Source organism: Kitasatospora sp. NPDC056076 (assembly GCF_042266305.1).
Classification (GTDB): Bacteria; Actinomycetota; Actinomycetes; order Streptomycetales; family Streptomycetaceae; genus Kitasatospora.
On sequence record NZ_JBHJWG010000058.1, the window covers coordinates 1 to 24,625 of the forward strand.

Annotated in this window: 24 protein-coding genes; 12 read left to right on the top strand and 12 right to left on the bottom strand. The window is 74.1% G+C overall.

What is annotated here, in order from left to right; genetic code table 11:
* Window positions 1-293, bottom strand: a 293-nt coding sequence (locus ACFC1T_RS33750) for an ATP-binding protein (protein ID WP_375895243.1), incomplete at its 3' end; no start/stop codon positions are given.
* Window positions 294-522: 229 nt separating this feature from the next.
* On the opposite strand from ACFC1T_RS33750, the gene ACFC1T_RS33755 reads away from it, so the two are divergent.
* From ACFC1T_RS33755 to ACFC1T_RS33805, 11 genes are all read left to right on the top strand, one after another.
* Window positions 523-1,341 (top strand): hypothetical protein, encoded by an 819-nt coding sequence (locus tag ACFC1T_RS33755; RefSeq protein WP_375895246.1) that lies wholly within the window; start codon window positions 523-525, stop codon window positions 1,339-1,341.
* Between the two features lie 179 nt (window positions 1,342-1,520).
* A complete protein-coding gene (locus ACFC1T_RS33760) occupies window positions 1,521-2,276 on the top strand; it encodes a YcnI family protein (RefSeq protein ID WP_375895249.1) in 756 nt (251 codons plus the stop codon).
* A 73-nt stretch (window positions 2,277-2,349) separates the two neighbouring features.
* Window positions 2,350-3,021, top strand: a complete 672-nt coding sequence (locus ACFC1T_RS33765; protein ID WP_375895252.1) for an SCO family protein — start codon at window positions 2,350-2,352, stop codon at window positions 3,019-3,021.
* On the top strand, window positions 3,021-3,518 hold the full coding sequence (locus tag ACFC1T_RS33770; protein ID WP_375895254.1) for a copper chaperone PCu(A)C: 498 nt from the start codon (window positions 3,021-3,023) through the stop codon (window positions 3,516-3,518). Before ACFC1T_RS33765 ends, ACFC1T_RS33770 begins: the two co-directional genes overlap by 1 nt.
* Before the next feature lie 13 nt (window positions 3,519-3,531).
* Window positions 3,532-5,598, top strand: a complete 2,067-nt coding sequence (locus ACFC1T_RS33775; protein WP_375895257.1) for a FixH family protein — start codon at window positions 3,532-3,534, stop codon at window positions 5,596-5,598.
* On the top strand, window positions 5,595-6,875 hold the full coding sequence (gene efeB, locus ACFC1T_RS33780) for an iron uptake transporter deferrochelatase/peroxidase subunit (protein WP_375895260.1): 1,281 nt from the start codon (window positions 5,595-5,597) through the stop codon (window positions 6,873-6,875). Before ACFC1T_RS33775 ends, efeB begins: the two co-directional genes overlap by 4 nt.
* Before the next feature lie 139 nt (window positions 6,876-7,014).
* Window positions 7,015-7,950: a prephenate dehydratase gene (gene pheA, locus ACFC1T_RS33785; protein ID WP_375895263.1), complete on the top strand. Its 936-nt coding sequence runs from the start codon at window positions 7,015-7,017 to the stop codon at window positions 7,948-7,950.
* Window positions 7,951-8,500: 550 nt separating this feature from the next.
* Window positions 8,501-9,775, top strand: a complete 1,275-nt coding sequence (gene serS, locus ACFC1T_RS33790; RefSeq protein WP_375895266.1) for a serine--tRNA ligase — start codon at window positions 8,501-8,503, stop codon at window positions 9,773-9,775.
* On the top strand, window positions 9,772-10,605 hold the full coding sequence (locus ACFC1T_RS33795; protein WP_375895269.1) for an HAD family hydrolase: 834 nt from the start codon (window positions 9,772-9,774) through the stop codon (window positions 10,603-10,605). The genes serS and ACFC1T_RS33795 overlap by 4 nt, the downstream gene beginning before the upstream one ends.
* Before the next feature lie 113 nt (window positions 10,606-10,718).
* Window positions 10,719-11,450 carry a FadR/GntR family transcriptional regulator gene (locus tag ACFC1T_RS33800; RefSeq protein WP_375895271.1) on the top strand — a complete coding sequence of 244 codons (732 nt, stop codon included), beginning with the start codon at window positions 10,719-10,721 and terminating at the stop codon, window positions 11,448-11,450.
* 153 nt (window positions 11,451-11,603) lie between these two features.
* The gene (locus tag ACFC1T_RS33805) at window positions 11,604-12,869 is read left to right on the top strand and encodes a CynX/NimT family MFS transporter (protein ID WP_375895274.1); all 1,266 of its coding nucleotides are present in this window, start codon (window positions 11,604-11,606) and stop codon (window positions 12,867-12,869) included.
* 68 nt (window positions 12,870-12,937) lie between these two features.
* Here ACFC1T_RS33805 and ACFC1T_RS33810 read toward each other — a convergent pair whose 3' ends face one another.
* The 7 genes from ACFC1T_RS33810 to ACFC1T_RS33840 form a co-directional block, all read right to left on the bottom strand.
* A complete protein-coding gene (locus ACFC1T_RS33810) occupies window positions 12,938-13,654 on the bottom strand; it encodes an ABC transporter permease (protein ID WP_375895275.1) in 717 nt (238 codons plus the stop codon).
* 52 nt (window positions 13,655-13,706) lie between these two features.
* Window positions 13,707-14,624, bottom strand: coding sequence for an ABC transporter ATP-binding protein (locus ACFC1T_RS33815; RefSeq protein ID WP_375895278.1), 918 nt, complete (start codon window positions 14,622-14,624; stop codon window positions 13,707-13,709).
* Window positions 14,625-14,633: 9 nt separating this feature from the next.
* Window positions 14,634-15,533 (bottom strand): ABC transporter permease, encoded by a 900-nt coding sequence (locus ACFC1T_RS33820; RefSeq protein WP_375895281.1) that lies wholly within the window; start codon window positions 15,531-15,533, stop codon window positions 14,634-14,636.
* Window positions 15,517-16,566 carry an ABC transporter ATP-binding protein gene (locus tag ACFC1T_RS33825; RefSeq protein WP_375895284.1) on the bottom strand — a complete coding sequence of 350 codons (1,050 nt, stop codon included), beginning with the start codon at window positions 16,564-16,566 and terminating at the stop codon, window positions 15,517-15,519. Before ACFC1T_RS33825 ends, ACFC1T_RS33820 begins: the two co-directional genes overlap by 17 nt.
* A 152-nt stretch (window positions 16,567-16,718) precedes the next feature.
* A complete protein-coding gene (locus tag ACFC1T_RS33830) occupies window positions 16,719-17,300 on the bottom strand; it encodes a hypothetical protein (RefSeq protein ID WP_375895287.1) in 582 nt (193 codons plus the stop codon).
* Window positions 17,301-17,409: 109 nt separating this feature from the next.
* Window positions 17,410-18,297, bottom strand: coding sequence for an LLM class flavin-dependent oxidoreductase (locus tag ACFC1T_RS33835; protein ID WP_375895288.1), 888 nt, complete (start codon window positions 18,295-18,297; stop codon window positions 17,410-17,412).
* Between the two features lie 55 nt (window positions 18,298-18,352).
* Window positions 18,353-18,541 (bottom strand): hypothetical protein, encoded by a 189-nt coding sequence (locus tag ACFC1T_RS33840; protein ID WP_375895290.1) that lies wholly within the window; start codon window positions 18,539-18,541, stop codon window positions 18,353-18,355.
* A gap of 197 nt (window positions 18,542-18,738) precedes the next feature.
* On the opposite strand from ACFC1T_RS33840, the gene ACFC1T_RS33845 reads away from it, so the two are divergent.
* The gene (locus ACFC1T_RS33845) at window positions 18,739-19,593 is read left to right on the top strand and encodes an HAD family hydrolase (protein ID WP_375895292.1); all 855 of its coding nucleotides are present in this window, start codon (window positions 18,739-18,741) and stop codon (window positions 19,591-19,593) included.
* Window positions 19,594-19,598: 5 nt separating this feature from the next.
* Here the strand turns inward: ACFC1T_RS33845 and ACFC1T_RS33850 are convergent, their stop codons facing one another.
* From ACFC1T_RS33850 to pstA, 4 genes are all read right to left on the bottom strand, one after another.
* Window positions 19,599-20,375 (bottom strand): phosphate ABC transporter ATP-binding protein, encoded by a 777-nt coding sequence (locus tag ACFC1T_RS33850; protein ID WP_375895339.1) that lies wholly within the window; start codon window positions 20,373-20,375, stop codon window positions 19,599-19,601.
* A 154-nt stretch (window positions 20,376-20,529) separates the two neighbouring features.
* Window positions 20,530-21,426 carry a sortase gene (locus ACFC1T_RS33855; protein WP_375895294.1) on the bottom strand — a complete coding sequence of 299 codons (897 nt, stop codon included), beginning with the start codon at window positions 21,424-21,426 and terminating at the stop codon, window positions 20,530-20,532.
* A complete protein-coding gene (locus tag ACFC1T_RS33860) occupies window positions 21,423-23,201 on the bottom strand; it encodes a substrate-binding domain-containing protein (protein ID WP_375895296.1) in 1,779 nt (592 codons plus the stop codon). Before ACFC1T_RS33860 ends, ACFC1T_RS33855 begins: the two co-directional genes overlap by 4 nt.
* A gap of 65 nt (window positions 23,202-23,266) precedes the next feature.
* Complete coding sequence (gene pstA, locus ACFC1T_RS33865) at window positions 23,267-24,541, bottom strand: phosphate ABC transporter permease PstA (RefSeq protein WP_375895298.1); 1,275 nt, start codon at window positions 24,539-24,541, stop codon at window positions 23,267-23,269.
* Between the last annotated feature and the right edge of the window lie 84 nt (window positions 24,542-24,625).

Sequence of the window (24,625 nt, forward strand, 5' to 3'; positions counted from 1 at the left end):
GCCGGGCGGCGGGCGGGCGGGGCGCTGGGCGCGGGCAGGCCCGGGCCGGAGTCGGTGACCTCGATCCGCAGCCGGTCGCCGTTGATGGCGGCGGTGACCTGGAAGCCGTCGTCGGGCCGGCCGGTGGCGCCGTGTTCGACGGCGTTGGCGCAGGCCTCGGTGAGGGCGACGCCGAGGTCGTCGGCGATCTGGGGGTCGACGCCCGCGGTCGCCATGGCACCGAGCAGGATGCGCCGGGCCAGCGGAACGCTGGCCGGGTCGCGCTTGAGGTGCAGAGTCCACCAGATGTCCACGGGAGGTCCCTCCTGGCTGCGGCTCCACATACAACTAGGTATCTCCGGGCGATTCGGCGGTGAACCGTGCCCGGGGGCGGCTACCGCCCGTTCGGCGGATGGACTGGGGACGGGGTCTGTGCCGAAGGGCGCATGCGGTGGGGTGCACGCCGCGGCCGAACGGGGCATTCGTAGGGATTTCCCACCCTGCCCGTGTCGGCGGTGTACGCGATGAGATGATGGCCCGGCCATGACTGCCCTCCCCGCCGCCCCGTTCCAGGGCACCCCCGTCTTCGAGCGAGCGCAGCCGGCTCGGCCGGTGGGGGCCGCCTGGGACCTGCGGCTTGCCCGGGCGGTCCCGTTCGCGCTGGTGTGCACGCTGATAGCGGCCGCCGGGCACGCGCTGGCGGGTGGCGGGAACGTGCCGCCGGTCGCGCTGGCGACGGGCTTCGCCGCGGTGCTGGTGCTCGCGGTGGCGTGCGGCGGGCGGGAGCGTTCGCTGCTGGCCATCTCCGGTGCGCTGGGCGCGGGTCAGCTGGGGCTGCACTGCCTCTTCCACGGCCTGGGCGGCCACGGGATGCACGACGGCGTGCCGATGAGCGTGCCGCAGGCGGCCGGCCGGCTGATCTGCAACGAGGCCCGGCCGGGCACCCTGGTGGGCCTGCCCGCCGGCACCTCGCCGGAGCAGCTGGTCTCCTCGGCGGGTCTGGATCCGCACGCGTACGCCGCCGTGCCCTGGTGGCAGCAGGGCGGAGTGCTGGGGATGACGCCGTCGATGCTGGCCGGGCACCTGGCCGCCGCGCTGGTGGCGGGCTGGTGGCTGCGGCGCGGCGAGGCGGCGCTGTGGCGGCTGCTGCGGGTGGCGGCGTCGGCGGCCCGGGAGCACTGGGCGGAGCCGCTGCGCTCGGCGCTGGTGCTGGTGGCCGCGTTGCTGCGCGGTCTGTTCGGCGTGGCCGGTCCGGCCCGCCGGTTCGGTGCGGGGGGCGGCGGGAGCCGGCTGCCCGCGGGCGCGGTGCTGCGGCACAGCGTGGTGCGGCGCGGGCCGCCGTGCGGGGCCTTCGCGTACTGATCCGGCGTTGGCGCGCACCCCGAGGAGGGGTGTCGGCCGACCGGGTGCGGTGCGCGGTGTCCGGGCCGTTCCGTCCGTCCACGGCGACGGCGGCCCCTGGTCCTGCCCCCACGTCCGCGCGTGCAGCCCGCCGCCGAGAGCGGCGGTCACGTGCCGAGCTCCGATCGGAGACCCCCATCATGCGTTCCCTTCCCACCCGCCGTCTCGCCGCCGTCGCCCTGACCGCCGCCGCCTCGGTGGTGGCGCTGGCCGGCCCCGCCTTCGCGCACGTCACCGTGAACCCGGGTTCGGCCGCGCAGGGCGGCTACACGGCCGTCGACTTCCGGGTGCCGAACGAGAGCGACACGGCGAGCACGGTGAAGCTGGAGGTCAACCTGCCGCTGGACCACCCGCTGGCCTCGGTCCGGACCCTGCCGCTGCCGGGCTGGACGGCCGCCGTCGAGAAGGCCAAGCTCGACAAGCCGATCAAGGTGCACGGCAGCGACGTCAACGAGGCCGTCTCCAAGATCACCTGGACCGCCGACCCGGGCACCAAGATCGCCCCCGGCCAGTTCCAGGAGTTCCGGGTCTCGCTCGGCCCGCTGCCGACCGACGCCGACAGCATGGTCTTCAAGGCCCTGCAGACCTACGACAACGGCGACGTGGTCCGCTGGATCGACGAGGCCGCGGCCGGCCAGCCCGAGCCGGCCCACCCGGCCCCGGCCCTCAAGCTCACCAAGGCCGCCGGTGACGACCACCACGGCGCCTCCGCCACCGCCTCCCCGGCCGCCGGCGCCCACGGCGACAGCTCCGACCACGCCGCCTCCGCCGGCGACGCCAAGTCCAGCGACGGCACCGCCCGCACCCTCGGCGTGGTCGGCATCGTCGTCGGCGTGATCGGCACCGCCGTCGGCGTGCTCGGCCTGCGCCGCAGGAACAGCGGCTCCGCCTCCTGACCCCTCGCCGGCGGGGCCGTACCCCTCCCGGTACGGCCCCGCCGGCGGTCCACCGCGTCCGATCGGAACCACCATGCCCCGCACCGCCCGCTCCACCCGACTGGCCGGCGCCGCCGCCCTCGCCCTGGCCGCCGCGCTGACCCTGTCCGCCTGCGGCTCCTCCGGCGGCGGCGGTTCGACCGCCGCCAAGGTGACCCAGCAGAAGGAGGACACCCCGTACCAGGGCACCAAGCTGGCCAGGAACTTCGAGAAGCCGGACCTCCAGCTGACCGACACCTCCGGCCAGCCGTACGACCTGCGGCAGCAGACCAACGGCAAGGCCACCCTGCTGTTCTTCGGCTACACCAGCTGCCCGGACGTCTGCCCGACCACCATGGGCGACATCGGGGTCGCGATGAAGGCCCTCCCGGCGGAGGACCGGAAGAAGGTCAACGTCGTCTTCGTCTCCACCGACCCGCAGCGCGACACCCCCAAGGTGCTGCGCACCTGGCTGGACTCGATGGGCACCGACTTCATAGGCCTCACCGGCGACCTGGCGAAGGTGAAGACCGCGGCCAAGTCGCTCGGCATCATGATCGAGGACCCGGTGGTCAACGCGGACGGCACCGTCACCTCCACCCACGGCGCGCAGGTGCTGGCCTTCCTCCCCTCGGACGACAAGGCGCACGTGCTCTACATGAGCGGCACCGAGGAGAAGACCTACGAGCACGACCTGCCGCTGCTCGCCAAGGGGGTCGCGGCGTGATGGCGGCGAACCGACGGTTCCGCCGCTCGGCCCTGGCCGGGGCGGTGCTGGCGACGGTCCTCGGCGGCGGCGCGATACTCGCCGCCTGCGGGACGGGCGGCCCGGACGGCGGCCCGTCGGACGCCGGTCCGGCGAAGCTGAGCGTGGCCGACTCCTACATCCCGCTGCCCCCGGCGGGCGGGATGGGCGCCGGCTACCTGACCGTCCGCAACGACGGCGGGCCGGACCAGCTGCTCAAGGTGACCAGCCCCGCCGCCGGGTCGGTCACCATGCACCGCTCGACCGCCTCGACCATGGAGCAGGTGAACAGCCTGGACGTGCCCGCGCACGGCGCGCTGCAGCTCGCCCGCGGCGGCACCCACCTGATGATCATGGACTGGCAGAAGGCCCCCGCCCTGGGTGACGAGCTGGAGCTCGACCTGACCTTCGCCAAGTCCGGCACCATCTCCGTCAAGGTGCCGGTCAAGGAGCTCACCTACCGCCCCGGCCAGAGTTAGGGGACCCGCCAGCATGGAGAAGGCCGCCCACCCCCGCAGCGCGTCACGGCCGCCGGCCGCGCGCCGCCGGAGCGTCCCGCTGCGCATCGCCGCGGCGCTGGGAACGCTCGGCACGCTGCTCGCGCTGATGCTCGCCGGCGCCGCCCCGGCGTCCGCGCACGCCACCCTGGACTCCACCGACCCGTCGCAGAACTCGGTGGTCGCCACCGCCCCGCCGGCGGTGACCCTGACCTTCAGCGAGGCGGTGTCGCTGTCGAGCGACTCCGTCCGGGTGCTCGACCCGGCCGGCAAGGCCGTGGACACCGGCAACCCGGCGCACGCCGACGGCAAGGGCAACACCGCCCGGGTCGGCCTCAGCAGCGGCCTCGCCAACGGCACGTACACCGTCGCCTGGCGGGCCGTCTCGGAGGACTCCCACCCGGTCGGCGGGGCGTTCACCTTCTCCATCGGCGCACCCTCGGACACCTCGGTGTCCACCACCGCGCTGCAGGGCGCCAAGGCCGACGGCCTGGTCGCCGCCCTGTACGGCACGGGCCGCACCGTCGCGTACGCCGCCTTCGCGCTGCTCGCCGGGGTCGCCGCCTTCGTCCTGGTCTGCTGGCCGGCCGGCGCCGCCCGGCGCCCGGTGCAGCGGCTGCTGATGACCGGCTGGACGGCGCTGCTGGCCTCGACCGTCGCGGTGCTGATGCTGCGCGGCCCGTACGAGCGCGGCTCCGGCGTCGGCCAGGCCCTCGACCTGTCGCTGGTGCGCGCCACCCTGGACGAGCGGATCGGCACCGCACTGGCGGCCCGGCTGCTGCTGCTCGCCGCGGCCGGGATCTTCCTGTCGCTGCTGGTCGGGCAGTTGGGACAGCCGCCCAAGCCGGTCGCGACCGCGGGCCCGGGCTCGGGCTCGGGCTCAGACACGGACGCGGACGCGGAACCGCACGACGACGACACCGAGGCCGCCGAGCTGCACGAGCTGGAGCAGCGGGCCGCCGCACGGCCGCAGCGCGAGGCCCGGATCGGCCTGGGCGTGGCCGGACTGGTGCTCGCGGTGGCGCTCTCCGCGACCTGGGTCGGCGCCGACCACGCCTCGGTGGGCATCCAGGTCTGGCTGGCCCTGCCGTTCGGCATCCTGCACCTGATCGCGATGGCGCTCTGGCTGGGCGGGCTGGCCTCGCTGCTGGTCGCGCTGCGCGAGGGCGTCGGCGCCGAGGTGGTGGACCGCTTCTCCCGGATCGCCTTCGGCTCGGTGGCCGTGCTGGCCGTCACCGGGGTCTACCAGTCCTGGCGGGGCCTGGGCAGTTGGAGCGCCCTGACCGGCACCGAGTACGGGAAGCTGCTGCTGGTGAAGACCGGCTGCGTGGTCGTGATGCTGGGCGTCGCCTGGATCTCCCGCAGCTGGCTGGCCCGGCTGCGCTCGGCCCCGGCCGAGGCGGCGGAGGTCGAACGGGCCGAGGTGCCCGAGCCGGTCGGCGCCGTCGCGCACGGCGAGGACCCGGTCCGACGGGCCCAGTTGGAACGGCAGCGTGCCGCCGCGCGCACCGCCGGCCGCGAGCGCGGGCTGACCCCGACCAGGGCCGGGCTGCGCCGCTCGGTGCTGGTGGAGGCGCTGGTCGCGGTGGCGGTGCTGGTGGTCACCACGATGCTCACCAACTCCCCGCCCGGGCGGGTCGCGGGCGAGGTCAAGGCGGCCGGCAACGCCGCCCCGGCGGCGGGCGCATCGGCGGCCGCCCCGCAGACCGAGCCCGGCCGCACGGTGGAGCTCAAGCTGCCGTACGACACCAAGGGCCGGACGCCGAACGCCAAGGGCACCGCGACCGTCACCCTCAACCCGGCCCGGACCGGCCCGAACGAGGTCAAGCTCGCGCTGGACGGCGCGGACGGCAAGCCGGTGGACGTCCCCGAGGTGCAGCTGGCCTTCACCCTGCCGGACCGCGACCTCGGCCCGCTGCCGGTCGCGCTCACCGCGGAGGGCACCGGGCGCTGGAGCGGCACCACCCAGCTCCCGCTGGCTGGCACCTGGGTGGTCTCGGTGCAGATCCGCTCCTCGGACATCGACCAGACCACCCCCACCCAGCAGTTCAAGATCGGATGAGCGCGGTGGAGCACGACGAGACGACGGGCCCGGCGGGCTTCACCCGCCGCGCCCTGCTCGGCACGGCCGGCGCCGGACTGCTGGTCGGCGCCGGGGCGGGCGCGGCCGGGGCGGTCGCCTACGACGACCGGCCGGGCGCCGGGGCGGGGGCGTCCGGCGGCGGGGCCGGCGCGCTCGGCGCGGGCCGGGTGCCGTTCCGCGCCGAGCACCAGGCCGGCATCCTCGAACCCGCCCAGGCCCGCGTCCAGTTGGCCGCCTTCGACCTGGTCGACGGGGCCGGCCGGGACGGGCTGCGCGCTCTGCTACGGCGCTGGACCGGGGCGGTCGAGCGGCTGACCGCCGGGGAGCCGGCCGCGGAGTTCGACAACCAGGTCGCCCTGGACGCCGGGCCCTGCTCGCTCACCGTCACGCTCGGCTTCGGGGCCGCGCTGTTCGACAAGGCCGGGCTGGCCGACCGCCGCCCGGCCGCCCTCGAACCGCTGCCCGCCTTCACCGGCGACGCGCTGGACCCGGCGCGCGGCGACGGCGACCTGTTCGTCCAGATCGGCGCCGACGACGCGCTGGTGACGCTGCACGCCCTGCGGACCCTGCAGAAGCTGGCGGCCGGCACGGCGGCCCTGCGCTGGCAGTCGGCCGGCTTCGCCCGCACCCCCGGCGCCGCCGCCCGCCCGGTGACCGGGCGCAACCTGATGGGCCAGATCGACGGCACCAACAACCCCAGGCCCGGCGAGGACGGCTTCGCCGCCAAGGTGTTCTGCGCCCCGGGCGGGGACCAGCCGGCCTGGCTGGCCGGGGGCTCGTACCTGGTGTTCCGGCGGATCCGGATGCTGCTGGACCACTGGGAGGAGCTTCCGGTGGACCGCCAGGAGCGGGTGATCGGCCGGCGCAAGTCGGACGGTTCGCCGCTGAGCGCGCCGGCCGGCTCGGGCGAGGGCACCCCGGTGGACCTCGCCGCCCAGGGCCCGGACGGCGCCCTCGCCGTCCCCGCCGACGCCCACGTCCGGGTCGCCGCCCCGGCGGGCAACGGCGGGGCGGCGATGCTGCGGCGCGGCTTCTCGTACCACGACGGGGCGCTGCCGGACGGCTCGCCGGACGCCGGCCTGCTCTTCCTCGCCTTCCAGGCCGACCCGCGCAGGGGCTTCACCCCGGTGCAGCGCAAGCTCTCCCGGGGCGACGGGCTGTCCCGCTTCCTCCGGCACGAGGCGAGCGGGCTGTACGCCGTCCCCCCGGGGGTGCCGGCCGGGGGCTACCTGGGGCAGCAACTCCTGGACGGGTAGCGCCCGCGCGCGAGGAGCGGTCCCGGCCACCGGAACGCGGTCATGCCGGAGCCGCGGACTCGTTATGGTGACTGCTTCGGCACCACCCCGCTCGGGCAGCACCCGGCTCGGGCACCACCCCCCTGGCAACGGAGGCGTCATGTCGGCCACCCGCTACACCTACCTCGGCCCGGCCGGCACCTTCACCGAGGCGGCGCTGCACACCCTGCCCGAGGCGGCGACCCGGGAGCTGGTGCCGCTGTCCTCGGTGGCGCTGGCGCTGGAGGCGGTGCGCGCCGGGGAGGCCGCCGGGGCGTTCGTGCCGATCGAGAACTCGGTGGAGGGCGCGGTCACCGCGACCAACGACGAACTGGCCGCCGGCGCACCGCTGATGATCTACCGCGAGGTGCTGCTGCCGATCACCTTCGCGCTGCTGGTGCGGCCGGGCACCGAGCTGTCCGGGGTCAAGACGGTGACCAGCCACCCGGTGGCCCAGCCGCAGGTGCGCAAGTGGCTGGCGGCCAACCTGCCGGACGCGGTCTGGGAGTCGGCCGCCTCCAACGCGGACGGCGCCCGGCTGGTCGCCGAGGGCCGGTACGACGGGGCGTTCGCGGGCGAGTTCGCGGCGCCGATCTACGGGCTGGACCCGCTGGTCAAGGAGATCGCGGACGCCCAGAGCGCGACCACCCGGTTCGTGCTGGTCGGCCGTCCGGGGCGGGTCTCCTCGCCGACCGGGGCGGACAAGACCTCGATGGTGGTCTGGCTGCCGGACGACCACCCGGGTGCGCTGCTGGAGCTGCTGCAGGAGTTCGCGGTGCGCGGGGTGAACCTGATGCGGATCGAGTCCCGGCCGACCGGCGAGGGGCTGGGCAGCTACTGCTTCCTGATCGACTGCGAGGGGCACCTGTCGGAGCGGCGGGTGGCCGAGGCGATGATGGGGCTCAAGCGGATCAGCCCGCAGGTCCGGTTCCTCGGCTCCTATCCGCGCGCGGACCGGCAGGTGTCCAAGCACCGGCGGCCGGGCACGTCGGACGAGGATTTCACCGCGGCGGCGGACTGGCTCTCCCGGGCACTCGACGGGCGCGGGGACATCTGATTCCCCGAGGTGGGTCGGCTCCGGACAACTGAGCGTCATCTCGTGTCTTTCTGACCTTTTCCGACCGTTATCGACCGGCCCGACCGAACGCGGCGGGTGACCGTACCGTCATCCACAGGAACGCCGCGCTCCGGGGGCCACTGTCCACAGGCGTCCCCGCTGTCCACAGCCGGAAGTTATCCACAGGCCTGGGGATGAGTCGACAAACCGGTATAGCCATTGCCCAGAACTGGTCGGACCATCGGTTTGCGTCGCAGAGATGACTTATCGGACCAGAGTCACCCGCTTGCCTGCAAATCACCCGTGCGAGTGCTTCAATTCCCTCACCCGAGAAGGTTCATTGAGGTTTGAAACCTCAATTCCCTGGTTTCGATCAGCGGATCCCGATCCCCGCCCCCCATCCACAGGCCCGGGGCCGGGCCTGTGGATAACCCGCCCCCGGCCTGGGGGCGGACGGTTCTCCACCGGAGTTATCCACAGGAACCGGCGGGTTATCCCCAGGGGAAAACCGGTACCGGTGGAGGAACGGCCGCCCGGTACGCTTGGGCCTGTGATTGACCTTCGCCTGCTTCGTGAGGACCCTGACCGAGTGCGCGCCTCGCAGCGCGTCCGTGGCGAGGACGTCGACATCGTCGACGCCCTCCTCTCCGCCGACGAACGGCGCCGGTCCTCGGGCAGCCGCTTCGACGAACTGCGCAACGAGCAGCGGGTGCTCGGCAAGCAGGTCGCCCAGGCCAAGGGCGACGAGAAGACCGCCCTGCTGCAGCGCACCAAGGAGCTGGCCACCGAGGTCAAGGCCGCGGACGCCGAGCAGAGCGCGGCCAAGGAGGAGGCGGACCGCCTGCTCCGCTCCCTGGCGAACCTCATCGACCCGGCCGCCCCGGTCGGCGGCGAGGAGGACTTCGTCACCCTGGAGGAGATCGGCACCCCGCGCGACTTCGCCGCCGAGGGCTTCGAGCCCCGCGACCACGTCGAGCTGGGCCAGCTGCTGGGCGCGATCGACACCGAGCGCGGCGCCAAGGTCGCCGGTGCCCGCTCCTACTACCTGACCGGTCCCGGCGCGCTGCTGGAGCTCGCCCTGGTCAACATGGCGATCGCCCAGGCCACCGCGGCCGGCTTCATCCCGATGATCACCCCGGCCCTGGTCCGCCCGGCCGCCATGGACGGCACCGGCTTCCTCGGCCAGGCCGCCGAGAACGTGTACCACCTCCCCGAGGAGGACAAGTACCTGGTCGGCACCAGCGAGGTCCCGCTGGCGGCGTACCACATGGACGAGATCATCGAGGCCGACAAGCTGCCGCTGCGCTACGCCGGCTACTCGTCCTGCTTCCGCCGCGAGGCCGGCACCTACGGCAAGGACACCCGCGGCATCATCCGGGTCCACCAGTTCGAGAAGGTGGAGATGTTCGTCTTCACCACGCCCGAGGACGCGGAGAACGAGCACCGCCGCCTGCTCCAGTGGGAGAAGGACTTCCTCAACGCGCTGGAGCTGCCGTACCGGGTGATCGACGTCGCCTCCGGCGACCTCGGCTCCTCGGCCGTGCGCAAGTTCGACATCGAGGCCTGGATCCCGACCCAGGGCAAGTACCGCGAGGTCACCTCGACCTCCAACACCACCGAGTACCAGGCCCGCCGGCTGTCGATCCGGATGCGCGAGGACGGCAAGACCCGCCCGCTCGCCACCCTGAACGGCACCCTGGTCGCCGTGCCGCGCACCATCGTGGCGATCCTGGAGAACCACCAGCAGGCCGACGGCTCGGTCGTCGTGCCCGAGGCGCTGCGTCCGTACCTCGGCGGGCGGACCGTCCTCGAGCCGGTCAAGTGACCTCCTCCACCCACCTGATCGGTGGCGACCTGCCCTACCGGCTGGTCGCCACCGACCTCGACGGCACCCTGCTCACCAGCGCGGAAACCGTCTCCGAGCGCACCCGCGCCGCGCTGGCCGCGGCCACCGGCGCGGGCGCGCTGCACATCGTGGTGACCGGCCGCTCGGCCGTCTGGGCCCGTCCGGTCTTCGACGAGATCGGCTACACCGGGATAGCGGTCTGCGGCCAGGGCGCCCAGGTCTACGACGCCGGCGCCCACAAGCTGCTCACCTCGCTCACCCTGGACCGCCGGCTCGCCGCGGTCGCGATCGAGAAGATCGAGGCCGAGACCGGCCCGCTGGCCGTCGCCGCCAACCAGGACGGCCTGGACGGCCAGGTACTGGCCGGCCCCGGCTACGAGCTGCTGATCGGCTCCGACCTCCCGGTCGTCCGGGCCGAGCGCGGCGAACTCTTCGCCTCCCCGCTCAGCAAGCTCTACATCCAGCACCCCGGGCTGACCGACGACGGCCTCGCCGAGGCCGCCCGGCGCGCCGCCGGCGACCTGGTCGGCGTGGTGATGGCCGGCCCCGGCGTGGTCGAACTGCTGCCGCTGGGCCTGTCCAAGGCCACCGGCCTGGCCGTCGCCGCCCGCCGCCTGGGAGTGCGCGCCGCCGACACCATCGCCTTCGGCGACATGCCCAACGACGTGCCGATGTTCGGCTGGGCGGCGCACGGCGTGGCCATGGCCAACGCCCACGAGGAACTGCTCGCCGTCGCCGACGAGGTCACCGCGGGCAACGACGAGGACGGCGTCGCGGTCGTCCTGGAGCGCCTCTACCCGACGCGCTGAGCGCCCCCCCCGGGACACGTTCACGGACGGTTCACCCCCAGTTGTAGGATGACCGGGCACGTGGTTGTAGGATGACCGACGACCGATGAGTGGTGTGCGAAGGGAGGCCCGGCATGAGCGGCGACGGAAACGGCCTGCAGGCGGCCGGGCGGCGTTCCCTGGTGGACACCGCGATCGACCGGCTGCGCGAGCAGCTGGCCGGCGGAGCCTGGCCGGTGGGGTCGCAGATCCCCACCGAGCACGAGCTGGCCGAGCAGCTGCAGGTCGGCCGCAACACCGTGCGGGAGGCCCTCCGGGTGCTGGTGCACGCCGGGATGCTGGTCTCCCGGCAGGGCGAGGGCACCTTCGTACGGTCCACCAGCGACCCGGCGGCGGTGCTCCGCGGCGTCCAGCGCTCGGGCATCCGGGACGTCCTGGAGGTCCGCGCCGCGCTGGAGACCGAGGCCGCCCGACTGGCCGCGCTGCGGCACACCCCCGAGGACGTCCGGCGGATGCGGGCCGCGCTGGCCCGTGAGGCCGAGGTCTTCGCCCAGCACTCCGAGCGGGCCGGCCGCCAGGCCACCGTCGAGCACGACCTGGAGTTCCACACCGCCATCGTCGAGGCCGCGCACAACCCGGCGCTGGCCGAGGTGTACCGCTACTTCGGCGCCTCCGTGCGCGAGGCGATGACCTCCGCCTTCGGCGACCACGAGATGCCCGAGGCGGTCGTGGCCACCCACGAGGCGCTGGTGGACGCCATCGAGAGCGGCGACCCGGACCGCGCCGAGGCGGCGTGTCGGGCGCTGCTCGCCGAGCCCACCGCGGCCGTCGAGCAGCTCCTCGCGGCCATCGCGGCCCGGAAGTAGGACGGCGCAAGCCCCGCTTCCGCACGCAGCCCCGCTGCCTGCTCCCTCCCGTCCTGCCCGCCCGTCCTGCCCTCCCGTCCTGCCCGCGGCCGGTGGAGGCCTCCTCCCGCCGTGCCCGCGCCACCCCCGAGCCCCGGAAAGAACAGCACACCCATGGCCGTCACCCGCGCCCCGCAGCCGGTTGTCACCACTGCCGCCCCGCTCCCCGTCCGCAGCCGGCTGGCCCACCCCGCGCTGCTGCTGACCGGCATCCTGCTGGTCGCGCTGAACATGCGCGCCTGTCTGGCCGCAATCTCCCCGATGGTCGGCGAGATCCAGCGCACCTTCGGGCTGTCCGCCACCGCGGGCGGGCTGATCACCACCATCCCGGTGCTGTTCCAGGGCGTCGGCGCCCCGCTCACCCCCCGGCTGACCCGCCGGTTCGGCACCGAGCGGGTGGTGCTCGGCGCGGTGCTGGTGCTCGGCGCCGGCGTGCTGCTGCGGGTGCTGCCCTCGGTGTTCGCCCTGTACGCGGGCTGCGTGGTGATCGGCGTGGCCATCGCGGTGCTGAACGTGTCGATGCCGGGCCTGGTCAAGCGGGAGTTCCCGGACCGCGCGGCCACCATGACCGGCGTCTACTCGACCACCATGCTGGTCGGCGCCACCCTCGCGGCCGGCACCTCCGTCCCGCTGGAGCACGCGCTCGGCGGCGGCTGGCGGGCCTCGCTCGGCGCCTGGTCGCTGCTCGCGCTGATCGCCGCGGTGGCCTGGCTGCCGCAGGTGCTGCGCTCCCGGCAGGCGAAGGCCGGGGTGGCCGCCCCCGCCCGGGACGACCGACCCGGAGCGGCCGCCAGGGCCGGCAAGCCGATCGAGGGCATCTGGAAGTCCCCGCTGGCCTGGCAGATCAGCCTGTTCATGGGCATCTCCTCGCTGCTGGTCTACACCCTGGTCGCGTGGATGCCGACGATCCTGGCCGACCACGGCATGGACCGGGGCCAGGCCAGCCTGGTCTTCGCCTACTCCAACCTGGTGCAGGTGGCCGGCGCCTTCCTGGTGCCGCTGATGGCCGGCCGGATGACGAGCCAGCGCGCCCTCGCCGTCACCATGGCCGTCCTGAACGGGCTCGGCATCGCCCTGCTGCTGGTCGCCCCGGTCTCCGGCGCCTGGGTGTCGGCGACCATCCTCGGCCTGGCCCAGGGCGGCTCGCTCGGCCTCGGCCTGGCCTTCATCGTGCTGCGCACCGGCACTGCGGCCGGCGCCGCCCAGCTGGGCGGCATGTCCCAGGCGATCGGCTACCTGGTCGCGGCGGCCGGCCCGGTCGGCGCCGGGGCGCTGCACCAGCTCACCGGCGGCTGGGACGCCACCCTGGTGCTGATGCTGGTGCTGGTCCTGGTGGTCGGCGCGGCCGGTCTCGGCGCCGGACGGAACCGGACCCTGTAGGACTCCCCCGCAACGCCGACCGGGCCCGGACTCCGTGGGAGTCCGGGCCCGGTCGCGCGAGGCGCGGCCTACTCCTCGGCGGCCAGGGTCAGCCCGGCCAGCTTCACCGAGGCCAGCACGGTCGCCCCGACGGCGACCACCAGCAGCAGCGGGACGGCCGCCCCGAGCGACACGTCGGCGCCGATCGCGTTGTCCCCCGCGACCGCCTCGGCGACCGCCCGGCCCCACTGCTGGACGCTCAGCGTGCGGGCGCCCTCGACGAAGTTGCCGATCAGCGACTCCCAGATCAGCGCGTACGCCAGCCCGGCCACCACCGCGTGCCGGGTGACCACGCCGAGCAGCAGGAACAGCGCGCTGTACACGGCCCCGGCGACCAGCACCGCGACGGTGTAGCCGAGCGCCACGCCGTCCTTCGTCCCGTACAGCAGCAGCCCGGCGAGCAGCGTCGGGACGGCGGCGAACACCCAGGTGGTGCCGATCGCGACGGCCAGCTTGGTGGTGATGATCTGCCAGCGCGGCAGCGGCTTGGCCAGCAGGTAGACGATCGAGCCGTCGTCGATCTCGGTGGCGATCACCCCGGTGCCGATCACCAGGCCGAGGATCGGCAGCAGGGTGCCGAGGTCCAGCTGGCCGAGGATCTTGACGGTCAGGCTGTGCGCGTCGCCGCTCGACCCGGCGGCGATCGCCGCGACGATCAGCAGCAGGGCCGGGGCCACCAGCAGCAGCGCGCCGCGGCGGCGGCCGAGCAGGCCGCGCAGGGTCAGCCTGGCGACGGTCGGGTTCATGGTCGGTCGACCCCTTCCTGGGTCCGGTGGGTGGCGCGGGTGGGGCCGGGGGTCATGCCGAGACCAGGTAGGAGAAGACGCTCTCCAGCGACTCGTCCGCCGGGGACACGGTGTACAGCCGGATGCCGGCCTCCCGGGCGACCCTGGGCAGCAGGGTGGTGAAGCCCTGGAAGTTCACCGCCTCGATCCGCAGTGCCCGTTCCCGCTCGTCCACCTCGATGCCGGTGGTCGAGCCGTCGGCGATCAGTGCGGCGGCGAGCCGGCGGTCGTCGCTGGAGCGGACCAGGTAGCGGTGCGGCCGGTCGGTCATCAGCCGCCGGATCCGCCGGAAGTCGCCCGAGGCGGCGTGCCGTCCGGCCACCACCACCTCGATGTGCCGGGCCAGTTGCTCGACCTCCTCCAGGATGTGGGAGGAGAACAGCACCGTCCGGCCGTCCGCGCCGAAGCGGCGCAGCAGCTCCATCAGCTGGAGCCGCTGGCGCGGGTCCATGCCGTTGAAGGGCTCGTCCAGCAGCAGCACGGCCGGGTCGTGGACCAGCGCCGAGGCCATCTTGACCCGCTGCTTCATGCCCTTGGAGTACGTCCCGGTGCGGCGGTCCTTGGCGGGCGCCATCTCGACCAGGTCGAGGGCGCGCCGGGCGGCGGCGCCGGGCTGCGGCAGGCCGTGCAGTTCGGCGTTGGCGAGGACGAACTCCCAGCCGGTCAGGTAGTCGTACATCGACTCCCGCTCGGGCACCAGGCCGATCTGCCGGTACACCTGCTGGTTGCGCCAGATCTGCGCGCCGTCCAGGGTGACCGCGCCGCTGGAGGGGGCGAGGAAGCCGCTCATCATGTGGATGAGGGTGGACTTGCCCGCGCCGTTCGGCCCGAGCAGCCCGGTGATGCCGGGGCCGATCGACATGGAGATGTCGTTGACCGCGACCACGTTCCCGAACCAGCGGGAGACCTTGTCGATGGTGATGGTGGCCATGCCGCCCTCTCAGACCTTCTCGTAGCGGCGCAGCAGGAGGCGGTAGGAGCCCGCCACCATCGCCGCGGCGACGAGTGCGAACACCAGCGTGCCGAGCGCCCCCGGGGCGTGCCGGCGGTCGATCCCGGACCCGAGGTCGAAGACCTGGTTGACCAGCGCCTCCACCAGGCCGTTCGGCGAGATCAGCGACGTCCACTGGGCCGCGTCCGAGCCGCCCGGGCCGGGGCTGCTGATGCCGACCACGACTGCGGCGAGGGTCGAACTCACGACCAGGTAGCCCATGATGGCGGCCACCCCGAAGCCCCGGCGCGGGGTGCTCGCGGCGATCACCAGGGCCACCGAGGTGGGCACCAGGGCGTAGAGCACGGCCGCCACCAGGCCGTAGAGGAACTGGCCGGTGTTGTGCCCGAAGTCCATCCCGGCGAGCAGCGCGCCCGCGTACAGCACCAGCAACGGGGCTGCCATCAGCAGGAACTGGGCGCAGGCCATGGCGCCGAACTTGGCCCGGACGTAGTCGGCGCGGGTGATCGGACGGGAGAAGTACAGCGGGACGGTGTGGTAGCGGAGGTCCCGGGAGAGCAGCACCGGCGCCTGGGCGGCGAGGAAGATCGACACCACCAGGCCGAGGCTGGAGAGGTAGCCGGCGTACTCGACCGGGAGTTCGTCCCGCTTGAGGTAGACCGCGCCCGCGACGAAGATCATCGCCGGGACGGTGACCACACCCAGCAGCAGCATCGGCAGCACCTTGGACTTGCCGGAGCGGCCCAGGCCGTAGGCGGCGCGCAGGCTCTGGGTGAAGAGCGAGCGGGTGGCGTAGGCGCGGCCGAGGCGCGGACCGGTGTAGCCGCGGTAGCCGATGTCGTGGATGACACCGGTGTCGGCGGCCCTGGTGTCAGGAGGCTGCGGCATCGTCCGTCCCTCCCCTGCTGCTCCGGTCGTCGCCGTGGGGCGCGTCGTACGCCATGGCATCGGCTTCCTCGTGGTCGGTGAAGAGTTCCGCGACCCGGTGCCGGCGCTGCTCCAACCGGACCAGGCCGAGGCCGAGTTCGGCGACCGTGTCGCGGATGGTGTCGTAGGTGTCCTCGCCGTCCAGCCGGACCAGCAGCAGGTGCGAGCCCTCCGCCCGGACGTCCAGCCCGGTGGCGGCGAGGCGCTCCCGGACGGTGGCGCCGGGCTCGGCGGCGGTGTCCTGCGGGAAGTCGGTGACCTCCACCGCGAGGACGGCGGTCGCCTCGGTGAAGGAGGCCGTGGAGGAGGAGCGCAGCAGCTTGCCGCCGTCGATCACCACCAGGTGGTCGCAGGTCCGCTCCAGCTCGCCGAGCAGGTGGGTGGTGACCAGCACCGAGATGCCGAAGTCGGTGTGCACCCGGCGGATCAGGGCGAGCATCTCGTCCCGGCCGGCCGGGTCCAGGCCGTTGGTCGGCTCGTCCAGCAGCACCAGCTTCGGGTCGTGCACCAGCGCCTGGGCCAGCTTCACCCGCTGCTTCATGCCGGTCGAGTAGCCGCCCATCGGGCGGTACCGCTCCTCGTACAGGCCCACGTGCCGCAGCGTGTCCGCGGTGCGCTCCCGCGCGGCGGTCGCGGGCAGCCCCGCCATCCGCGCCATGTGCACCACGAACTCCGTCGCCGAGACGTCCGGTGGCAGGCAGTCGTGTTCGGGCATGTAGCCGACCTGTTCGCGGATCTCCGAGCCCCGGGTGGCGATGTCCAGGCCGAGCACCTCGCCGCGGCCGGACGTCGCCGGGGCGAGCCCGAGCAGGATCTTGATCAGGGTGGACTTGCCCGCCCCGTTGGCCCCGACCAGCCCGACGACCCCGGGCTGGACCTCGACGGTCAGCTGGTCGAGCGCGGTGACCCGGGGGAAGCTCTTGGTGAGGCCCTCGGTCTTGATGACAGCAGTGGACACGCCCTCAACGTAACGGTCCCGCGCCGCAGGGGCCATGAGCTGGAATGACGAGGCTTCCCGGGGGCGTCTGCTGCTGCGGTATGACGTGGGGACCGATCTCCCCTAAGGGTCGCGGAGCGGGGGTGTGCCCGGGGCGCCGGGGCGCCCACCGTTGAGGCGGGCGGCCCGGAGCCGGGCCTGGCGTCGGCTCAGGAGCTGGGGCGCTCCCACATCTCGACGACCTTGCCGGAGGCGTCGAGGGCGACCTTGTAGGTGCCGCTGTTGCAGGGGTACGAGCCCTTCTGGTTGCCGGGCGTGGCGATGCACTCGTTGATGTGCTTCACCAGCTCGGCGACGACGACGTCCTTCGGGGCGGCGACGACCGACTTGAGGTGGCCCTTGGCGCCGGGGGCGAAGGTCGCGCTCTTGTCGGCGCCCGTCGGTTCGAGGGCGACGTCGTTGACGCCGCAGGCGTCCTTGGTCTCCTTGTAGACCAGCGTCGTCGCACTGGTGCCCTTCACCGGCTCGATCCACTTCTGCCCGGCGGGCAGCGGCTCGTGGGTGCAGAAGCCCTCCGGGCCGCCGTCGGTGGGCTTGCCGGCCGGGGCGGGCTTGCCCGTCCCGGTGGCCGGGGCCGCGGTGGGCGAGGCCGCCCCGCCGCTGGCCGGGGCGGCGGTCGCGGTGGAGGCGCCGGCCCCCTGGGTCGACGGGTCGTCCGGGCCGCAGGCGGCGAGGCCGAGCGCGGCGGTGGCGACCAGAGTGGCGACGAGCAGTCTCCTGGATGCGGACATGATGAATGAACCCCCGTTTAACGCATGATCAGATAAAGGTGCGGCGGACAGATTAGCGCCTCCCCCCGACCGCACCCGTCCTGACGGCGTCCGCGACCGGCCGTACCGCTCAACCCAGCTGGGCCAGGCCCTCGGTGGCGATCCGCTCGAACACGGCCAGGTCGTTGGCGAAGATCGAGTCCGGCACCGGCCAGTGGATCACCAACTCGGTGATGCCCAGCTCCCGGTAGGTGCCGGCGAAGTCCACGAAGGCGTCCAGCGACTGGAGCGGCTTCTCCGCCGTGGAGCCCTGGAGCAGCATCTTCTCCAGCGTCGCCACGTCCCGGCCCTGCGCCTCGCAGGCCGCCGTGAGCTTCCCGATCTGCGCCGCGATCACGCCGGGCGCCTGCTCGACCGGCACGTCCGCCGGGCCCTTCGGGTCCCCGTAGGTCACCCAGCCCTGCCCGTACTCGGCGGCCAGCCGCATCCCCCGCGGACCGGCGGCGGCCACGTAGAACGGCACCCGCGGGGTCTGCACGCAGCCCGGGATGTTCCGCGCCTCGACCGCCGAGTAGTACGTGCCCTCGCGGGTGGTGGCGTCGGTGGTCAGCAGCTCGTCCAGCAGCGGCAGGAACTCGCCGAACCGGGCCGCCCGCTCCTTGGGCGACCACGCCTCCTGGCCCATCGCCGTCGCGTCGAAGCCCGTCCCGCCCGCACCGATGCCCAGCGTGAGCCGCCCGCCGGACACGTCGTCCAGCGTGATCAGCTCCTTCGCCAGCGTGACCGGGTGCCGGAAGTTCGGCGAGGTCACCAGCGTCCCCAGCCGGAGGCGCTCGGTCGCCGTGGCGGCGGCCGTCAGCGTCGGGACCGACCCGAACCAGGGCTCGTCGCGGAAGGACCGCCAGGACAGGTGGTCGTAGGTGTACGCGGCGTGGAATCCGAGGTCCTCGGCCCGTCGCCAGATCTTCTGTCCCTCGCTCCACCGGTGGATGGGGAGGATCACGGTGCTCAGACGCATGCCACCGACCCTAGCCGGACGGGCTGCCCCGGCGCTGGTGGCCGGTAGGAGGCCGTCAGGGGTGCGGGCGGGTGCGTTGGGCCGGGAAGGCCGGGGCCGGGGCCTGGTCCGGGGTGCGGCGGGCGAGCTCGGCGAGGGTGTGGAACAGCACCTCGCCGAGCAGCACCGGCTCGCGGGAGGCGGCGGGGGGATCCGGGGAAGGGAGGGTCGGGGGCGGCTCGTCACGGAGCTGGCGAGTGGGCATGGCTCTTCCTGCCGACGGGGTGACCAGGGGGTTCCTGCCCGTCGGCCCGCCGCGACACCCCGGACGGGGGCGGATCGGCCGGAAAGCGGCGCAGGAAGGGCCGGAACCCGTCCTCACGGTCGGTCGGCCGCGGGCACCGCCACCGGGCCCGCCGCAGGCCCGCCGCGGCCGCCCGCGGCGGTGACCGGGCGGTGGCGATGGGCGAAGATGGACCGGTGACCGAACCCCGCACCGCTCCCCGCCTCATCGCCACCGACCTGGACGGCACCCTGCTGTGCCCCGGCGGCACCGTCAGCGATCGCACCGCCGCGGCCCTGGCGGCGGCCGAGGCGGCCGGGGTGCAGGTGGTGTTCGTGACCGGCCGGCCGCCGCGCTGGATGCAGCAGGTGAGCCCGCACATCGGCGGTCACGGGGTGGCGATCTGCTCCAACGGCGGCGCGATCGTGGACGTGCGGCGCGGTGGCGAGCTGATCGAGTACTTCCCGATGCCGGCACCGACCTCGCTGGCCGTGGTCGAGGCGCTGCGGGCCGAGCTGCCCGGCACCTCCTTCGCCTTCGAGTACGCGGACGGCTGGGCCCGGGAGCCCGGGTACGAGGTGCTGATGTGGGGCGACACCGAGGTGCGGGCGGTCGGCCCGGCCGAGGAGCTGCTGGCGGACGGCGGCCCGGTGCGGGGCCTGTTCAAGCTGCTGGCCAAGCACCCGGACCTCGACCCGGACACCTTCCTCGCCGAGGCCCGGACGGCCGCCGGACACCTGGCGGAGATCACCCGCTCCTCGCCGATCGCCCTGCTGGAGATCAGCGCGCCCGGCGTCACCAAGGCCAGCACGCTGGCCCGTTGGTGCGCCGAGCACGGGATCGACCGGGCCGAGGTGGTGGCCTTCGGCGACATGCCGAACGACCTGGAGATGCTGGCCTGGGCCGGCACCGCGTACGCCGTCGCCAACGCGCACCCGCAGGTGCTGGCGGCGGTGCCGCTGCACACGGTGAGCAACGAGGAGGACGGCGTCGCGGCGGTGCTGGAGCGGCTGATCACCGACTCCGGCCGGTAACGCCCCTACCCGAAGCGGCCGTTGACGTAGTCGGAGGTCCGCTGGTCGCGCGGGCTGCCGAAGAGCCGCTCGGTCGGCCCGGCCTCGACGATCCGGCCCGGGGTGTCGTGGGTGGCGAGGAAGAACGCGCAGCGCTGGGAGACCCGCTGGGCCTGCTGCATGTTGTGGGTGACGATCACGATGGTGAGCCGCCCGCGCAGTTCGGCGATGGTCTCCTCGACCCGGCGGGTGGAGGTCGGGTCGAGCGCGGAGCACGGCTCGTCCATCAGCAGGATGTCCGGCGAGACGGCCAACGACCGTGCGATGCACAGGCGTTGCTGCTGCCCGCCGGAGAGGGAGCCGCCGGGGGCGTGCAGCCGGGTGGCCACCTCGTCCCACAGCCCGGCGCGGCGCAGGCTGGTCTCCACCAGGTGCTGGCGCTCCTCCTTGGAGACCTTGATCCCGGCCAGCTTGAGCCCGCTGGAGACGTTGTCCTGGATGGACATCGCCGGGAACGGGTTGGGCCGCTGGAACACCATGCCGATCCGGCGCCGCACCTCGGCGGGGCGCCGGCCGGGCCGGTAGACGTCGTCCCCGTCCAGCAGCACCTCGCCGGCCAGGGCGGCGCCGCGCACCATCTCGTGCATCCGGTTGAGGATCCGCAGGTAGGTGGACTTTCCGCAGCCGGACGGGCCGATCAGCGCGGTGACCTCGCCGGCCGGCATCGCCAGGGAGACCCGCTCCAGCACCTTGCGGCTGCCGAACCAGGCGGAGACGTCCCGGGTCTCCAGCCCGGCGAGCACCCCGTCGGGGCCCTGGGCCGGGACGACCGGCGGGGCGGGGGCCGGCGGGACCGGCGGGAGGGTGAGGGTGTCGGCGGCCGGGTCGACCGCCGCGTCGTGCGGCTGGTGCGTGGTGTCGGCGGTGTCGGTCATCGGTACGTCCTCCGGGCGCGCGTCAGTAGAGGTTGGGCAGCAGGGCGGCGGCGTTCTCGTAGACCGCCCAGAGCAGGGCGCCGACCACCGGCGCGGCGCTCAGGTAGGCGGGCGAGCGGCGCCAGTACCGGGCCAGCAGCAGCGCCCCGGCCACCGCGCAGAGCAGGGCGAGCGACCAGAGCTGGAGCGTGGCCAGCGCGCCCTTGTCGGCGGCCAGCGCCTTGTCGTAGGGGACGGTGGCGGGGCGGCCGCCGGGGTTCTGCTGCGGGTCGCCCTCCAGCCGGGCGCCGATCAGCACGGTGGAGCCGGGGATCCAGTCGGAGTCCCCGGTGACCAGGACCAGCCGGTTGCGGGCCGGGTCGGTGATCGGGTGGTCGCCGTCGCCGTACACGTTGACCACGTAGGTGAACGTGCCCTGCCCGGTGGTGGTCTCGATCCGGTCGCCGACCCGCAGCCCGGACAGCCGGGCGAACGGCGCGCCGAAGGTCGCGCCGCGGCCGAACAGCACCGCCACCCCGCTCTGTCCGGGCAGTGCGGTGTCCCGGCGGTGGCCGGGGCCGCGCATCAGGTCCCGGCCGGTGGTGCCCTCGACCACCACGGCCTGGTGCAGGCCGATCGCCGGGATGTCCACCAGCGCCACCGGGTCGCCGTCGGCGGCCGCGCCGGTCGGGGCGACGGCCCGGGCCAGCTGGTCCCGGAAGGTCTTGTACGCCGTCGACTGGTAGTGCCGCTCCTGGACGTGCGAGAGCGTGAACAGGAAGCCGACGAAGCCCAGCACCAGCGCGGCCGCCAGGCTGGCCGCCCAGGCGCCCTGGAGGAAGCGGCGCCGGGCGGGGGTGACGGCGGCGGGCCGGGCCGGGGGCGCCTCGGCCGCGGGCGCCGGCCGGACCGGCGGCTTCTCCAGGACCGGTGCCGTCACGAGGCACCGCCCGAGCCCTTGCGCCGGCGCAGCAGCCGGCGGCCGAGCAGCGGCGGGACGAGGACGACGGCGAGCAGCTCGACGGCGGTCAGCGTGGACAGCGTCCAGTCCTCGGGCCTGCCGCTCACCTCGACCACGTTGGCCGCGACCTCGGTGGCGCCGCCCCGGCCGCGCGCGACCACCTGGCCGGTCTGCGGGTCGACCACGTCGCCGGAGCCGTCGCCCGCGGCAGGGTCGCCGGCCGCGGCGGCGTTCGGGTCACCGCCGCCGGCCGCGGCGCCGCCGGTGCCGGCCGCGTCGGCGCCGGTGCCGCTGCCGCTGCCGCCGGAGCCGCCCGAACCGCCGTTGCCGTGGCCGGTGCCGCCCGTTCCGCCGGAGCCGGCGGCCGCGCCGCCGGAGCCGCCGGAACCGCCGGAGCCGCCCGAACCGGTCTTGACCGCCTGGCCGTTCTGGACGGTGCAGTCCAGCGGGGCGCCCTGCTTGTCGCAGGGGCTCGGCTGCGGGGCGTTCTTGAGGACGGTCAGCTCACCGGCGGAGTTGAAGGTCGGGTTGGCGCAGTTGGCCAGGGTGTCCGGGTTGACCGGGCTGGCGTTGCCGGGGATCGACTTGGTCTGCAGCAGCCCGCCCTTGACCAGGCCGCGCGGGATCGGCGAGTAGCCCAGGCCGTCGGCCTCGCCCTGGCCCTCGCACAGCACGTAGGCGAGGAAGCGGCTGAGCGCGGCGCCCTTGTCGTTGTTGAACCGGCCCGGCGGGGGCAGCGCGGCGCCGGCCCGCGGCACGATCACGTAGCTGTAGCTGGAGATCGGGTACGAGCGCGGGTCGTCCATGGTGTAGACGCCGTCGAGGTTCTGCTGGAGGTAGTTCGGGTCGGACGCCGGGGTGTCGTCGTCCACGCCGCGGATCTTGGCGGCGGTGAGCGCGATGGCCACGTTGGAGGCGGTCGGCAGCGAGTAGTAGCCGGCCTGGTTGAGCACCTTCACGACCGGCCAGTTGCTGCGCTTGGCGAAGGCGTACTCGTCGTAGCCGATGGTGCCCAGGCCGGCCGCGGCCTTGATGTAGCCGGCGACGACGTCGGAGCCGTTCTGGGCGACCATCCGGCCGGACGGCGGGAAGAACTCGGTGTAGTCACCGCAGGTGGTGCCGTTGACCGAGGAGCAGTAGGCGTCCCACTGGTCCTTGTGGGTGTGCTCCATCCAGCGGGTGAACTGCGCGGTGGCGCCGGAGCCGTCCGAGCGGACCACCGGGGTGATCGGCAGGTTGGGCAGCTGCTTGCCGTAGTCGGCGGTGATCTTCTGGTCGTTCCAGTTGGTGATCTTGTTGGTGAAGATGTCCACGACGGTCTGCGGGGACAGCCGCAGGTCGCGGACCTGCTTGCCGCCGACCACCAGGTTGTACATGAAAGTCGTGCCGCCCGCGGTGATCGGCACGTAGGAGAAGCCGTAGACCGGGTTCTCCCTGGTGCCCTGACCGCTGGTGCGGGCACCGGAGTTGAGGCCGGTGTCCTCGGCGCTGCGGAACGGCACGTCCGAGGCGGTGAAGTCGTCCTGCCCGTTGCTCCAGGCGGTCCGGCCGGCCGCCGACCCCACCGGGTTGAAGCTGATCTGGATGCCCTGCGGCCCGACGTCCTGGCGCCACTGGTCGATGGCCGGGCCGGCCCAGCTGGAGCCGTCGGCGCTGAGCGCGACCGAGGCGGCGAAGGCCGGAGCGGCCTGCCCGAACAGCAGGGTGCCCGCGGCGAGCAGCAACGCGGACAGGCACGCCAGGACACGGGCCACGGAGCGCCTTGCGGCCTCCCATGACATGAGAACTCCTCTGGTACGGAGGGTGGTTGGACGGTTCATCAGCTGTTCCCGGGCAGTGCGACGGGCGGGTGGGCGACGGGCGGATGGGCGACGGGCGCGTGGGCACCGGCCCGGGCGGCCCGGGCGGCGCTCTCGGCCCGCCGCGCCTCCCGGTCGATCCGGCGCCGCTGACCGCGCGTCAGCTCACCCGGGCGGCGGCCGCCGAGCACCCGCGCGGTGACGAAGAGGACCAGCACCAGCGCCATCAGGGTCAGCCCCGCCGCGAAGGCCCGGGCGACCATCTCGGGGTAGGGCTGCTTGACGTAGTTCCAGACGTACAGGGGCAGCGACACCTGGTGCTCGTGGAACGGGTCGGCGTTGAACTGCGGGGTGAAGCCCGAGGTCAGCAGCACCGGCGAGGTCTCCCCGATGCCGCGCGCCACCCCGAGCACGACCGCCGTGACGAGGCCGGGCCGGGCGGTCGGCAGGACGACGTTCCACACCGTCCGCCACTGGCTGCCGCCCAGCGCGTACGAGGCCTCGCGCAGCGTGCCGGGCACCAGGCGGATGACCACCTCGGAGGCCCGGGTGACGATCGGCATCATCATCACCGTGAGGGCGAGCGAGGCCGCGAAGCCGCTCTTGTCGAAGCCGAGCGTCAGGATCACGATGCCGAGCACGAACAGCCCGGCGACGATCGACGGCAGTGCCGTCATCGCCTCCACCAGGGTCCGCACCGGCTTGGCCATCCGGCCGCCGACCTCGGACATGAAGATCGCCGCGGCGATGCCCAGCGGCACGGCGAACAGGGTGGCCAGGCCGACCTGTTCGAGCGAGCCGACGATCGCGTTCAGCGCGCCGCCGGAGGTGATCGGGGAGAGCGCGGCGGTGCGCTCCATCGACTCGGTGAAGAAGTTGAGGTGCTGGGCGGCCTCGTAGCCGCGCACCGCCAGGTAGCCGACCTGGTCGACGATGAGCGCCAGCACCAGCAGGCCGGCGCTCCACGCCACGACGGAGACCAGGCGCTCGCGCACCAGCAGCGGGCCCCACTGGAGCCGGCCGAGCGTGAAGTAGGCGGCCAGGAACAGCAGGTACCAGCAGACCAGGAAGCCGAAGGCGCCGCTGAACGGCAGCACCCGCTCGTACAGCGTCCAGTTCAGGGCCAGCGAGCCGATCGACGAGCCGGCCACGGTGAACACGTCCTCGCGGGTGACGCCGCCGAGCTTCACCCGCTTCTCCGGGCGCGGCTCCGCCGGGCCGGCCGGGGGCGCGGCGGGCCCCTGGGCGGCGGGCCCCGGGACGGCGGCGGCCGGAGGCAGGTCGAGCGTGGTCATCGGGTCGTTCCCTTCGACAGGGTCTCGGCCGGGGGCCCGGCGGGGGTGGCCGGCGGGAGTGCGGCCGGCGGGGCCGCCGGGGGT

Coding starts and splice junctions, on each gene's coding strand:
- ACFC1T_RS33755 (WP_375895246.1), top strand. CDS start 523: ATGACTGCCCTCCCCGCCGCCCCGTTCCAGGGCACCCCCGTCTTCGAG.
- ACFC1T_RS33760 (WP_375895249.1), top strand. CDS start 1,521: ATGCGTTCCCTTCCCACCCGCCGTCTCGCCGCCGTCGCCCTGACCGCC.
- ACFC1T_RS33765 (WP_375895252.1), top strand. CDS start 2,350: ATGCCCCGCACCGCCCGCTCCACCCGACTGGCCGGCGCCGCCGCCCTC.
- ACFC1T_RS33770 (WP_375895254.1), top strand. CDS start 3,021: ATGGCGGCGAACCGACGGTTCCGCCGCTCGGCCCTGGCCGGGGCGGTG.
- ACFC1T_RS33775 (WP_375895257.1), top strand. CDS start 3,532: ATGGAGAAGGCCGCCCACCCCCGCAGCGCGTCACGGCCGCCGGCCGCG.
- efeB (WP_375895260.1), top strand. CDS start 5,595: ATGAGCGCGGTGGAGCACGACGAGACGACGGGCCCGGCGGGCTTCACC.
- pheA (WP_375895263.1), top strand. CDS start 7,015: ATGTCGGCCACCCGCTACACCTACCTCGGCCCGGCCGGCACCTTCACC.
- ACFC1T_RS33800 (WP_375895271.1), top strand. CDS start 10,719: ATGAGCGGCGACGGAAACGGCCTGCAGGCGGCCGGGCGGCGTTCCCTG.
- ACFC1T_RS33805 (WP_375895274.1), top strand. CDS start 11,604: ATGGCCGTCACCCGCGCCCCGCAGCCGGTTGTCACCACTGCCGCCCCG.
- ACFC1T_RS33810 (WP_375895275.1), bottom strand. CDS start 13,654: ATGAACCCGACCGTCGCCAGGCTGACCCTGCGCGGCCTGCTCGGCCGC.
- ACFC1T_RS33815 (WP_375895278.1), bottom strand. CDS start 14,624: ATGGCCACCATCACCATCGACAAGGTCTCCCGCTGGTTCGGGAACGTG.
- ACFC1T_RS33820 (WP_375895281.1), bottom strand. CDS start 15,533: ATGCCGCAGCCTCCTGACACCAGGGCCGCCGACACCGGTGTCATCCAC.
- ACFC1T_RS33825 (WP_375895284.1), bottom strand. CDS start 16,566: ATGGCCCCTGCGGCGCGGGACCGTTACGTTGAGGGCGTGTCCACTGCT.
- ACFC1T_RS33830 (WP_375895287.1), bottom strand. CDS start 17,300: ATGTCCGCATCCAGGAGACTGCTCGTCGCCACTCTGGTCGCCACCGCC.
- ACFC1T_RS33835 (WP_375895288.1), bottom strand. CDS start 18,297: ATGCGTCTGAGCACCGTGATCCTCCCCATCCACCGGTGGAGCGAGGGA.
- ACFC1T_RS33840 (WP_375895290.1), bottom strand. CDS start 18,541: ATGCCCACTCGCCAGCTCCGTGACGAGCCGCCCCCGACCCTCCCTTCC.
- ACFC1T_RS33845 (WP_375895292.1), top strand. CDS start 18,739: ATGGGCGAAGATGGACCGGTGACCGAACCCCGCACCGCTCCCCGCCTC.
- pstA (WP_375895298.1), bottom strand. CDS start 24,541: ATGACCACGCTCGACCTGCCTCCGGCCGCCGCCGTCCCGGGGCCCGCC.